Origin of the sequence: Mesorhizobium sp. M7A.F.Ca.US.006.04.2.1 (assembly GCF_004022915.1) — a bacterium.
GTDB lineage: Bacteria > Pseudomonadota > Alphaproteobacteria > Rhizobiales > Rhizobiaceae > Mesorhizobium > Mesorhizobium ciceri.
Genome location: NZ_RZQA01001394.1, coordinates 1 through 938, shown reverse-complemented (window position 1 = coordinate 938; position 938 = coordinate 1). Strand labels below are relative to the sequence as shown.

The following is a 938-nucleotide window of genomic DNA, read 5'->3' as shown; positions in this document are numbered from 1 at the left end:
CCGCCGCGTGATCGGCTCGATCTATTCCTCGCCACGGCCAACCGCATCGGCGCGCCGGTCGGGAATGTCGAAAAGGACTTCTGGGTCTGCTGGACCCTCAACGCGCTTTATCACGAACGGCCGGCAGGAGAACCGCGGCTGCTCTTCAAGGGCGGCACGTCGCTGTCGAAGGGCTACGACCTCATCAAGCGCTTCTCCGAGGATATCGACGTCACCGTGTTCCGCGATGACCTCGAGGAGCCTGCGTCGGTCGAAGAGCTGGAGGCATTGTCGAACAAGAAGCGCCGCGCCAAACTGGACGCGATCCGAGATGCCTGTCGCGCCTATATCACCGGCCCGCTCAATGCGTTCCTCGCCGCCCAGTTGACAGAGGTCACCAAAGGGGCGGGGCGCGTGGAAATCGATGACGCCGATCCCGATCGGCAAACCCTGCTGCTTTGGTATCCCGAAGTGGAGCCGCGCGATGGCGCCTATGTCCGACCGGCGATACGTCTTGAATCCGGCGCAAAATCAGCGCTCGATCCCCATGGGCCTCTTACGATTACTCCCTATGTCGCCGAGGAAGCAGCCGGCGTTGACCTCGCCGTGCCGGACGTCACCACGATCGAGGCGACGCGGACCTTCTGGGATAAGGTGGTGATCGCTCATGGGCTGCGCCGCTGGTATGAGCGGCGTGGTGAACTACGGCAGGAAGGTCAGCGCGTCTCGCGGCATTACTACGATTTGCACTGCCTCATGCAGTCGGAAACCGGGAGAGCGGCGCTCGCCAACCTCGATCTTGGCGCCGATTGCGTGCGTCACGCGCGCATGTTTTTCGATCGGCCGGACTATGATCTTGCCTCGGCAGTGCCGGGGACCTTTGCGATCGAGCCCGCGACCAAGATGGTCGATGCGCTTGCGCGCGACTACGCCAACACGACTGCGATGATCTTCGGCAC

At 62.9% G+C, this 938-nt stretch carries 1 protein-coding gene; it reads left to right on the top strand.

The genetic code is table 11. The features are described 5' to 3' along the window. Positions 1-938 (top strand): nucleotidyl transferase AbiEii/AbiGii toxin family protein (locus EN925_RS37570; protein ID WP_164894748.1); only part of this gene is annotated, 938 nt, incomplete at both ends.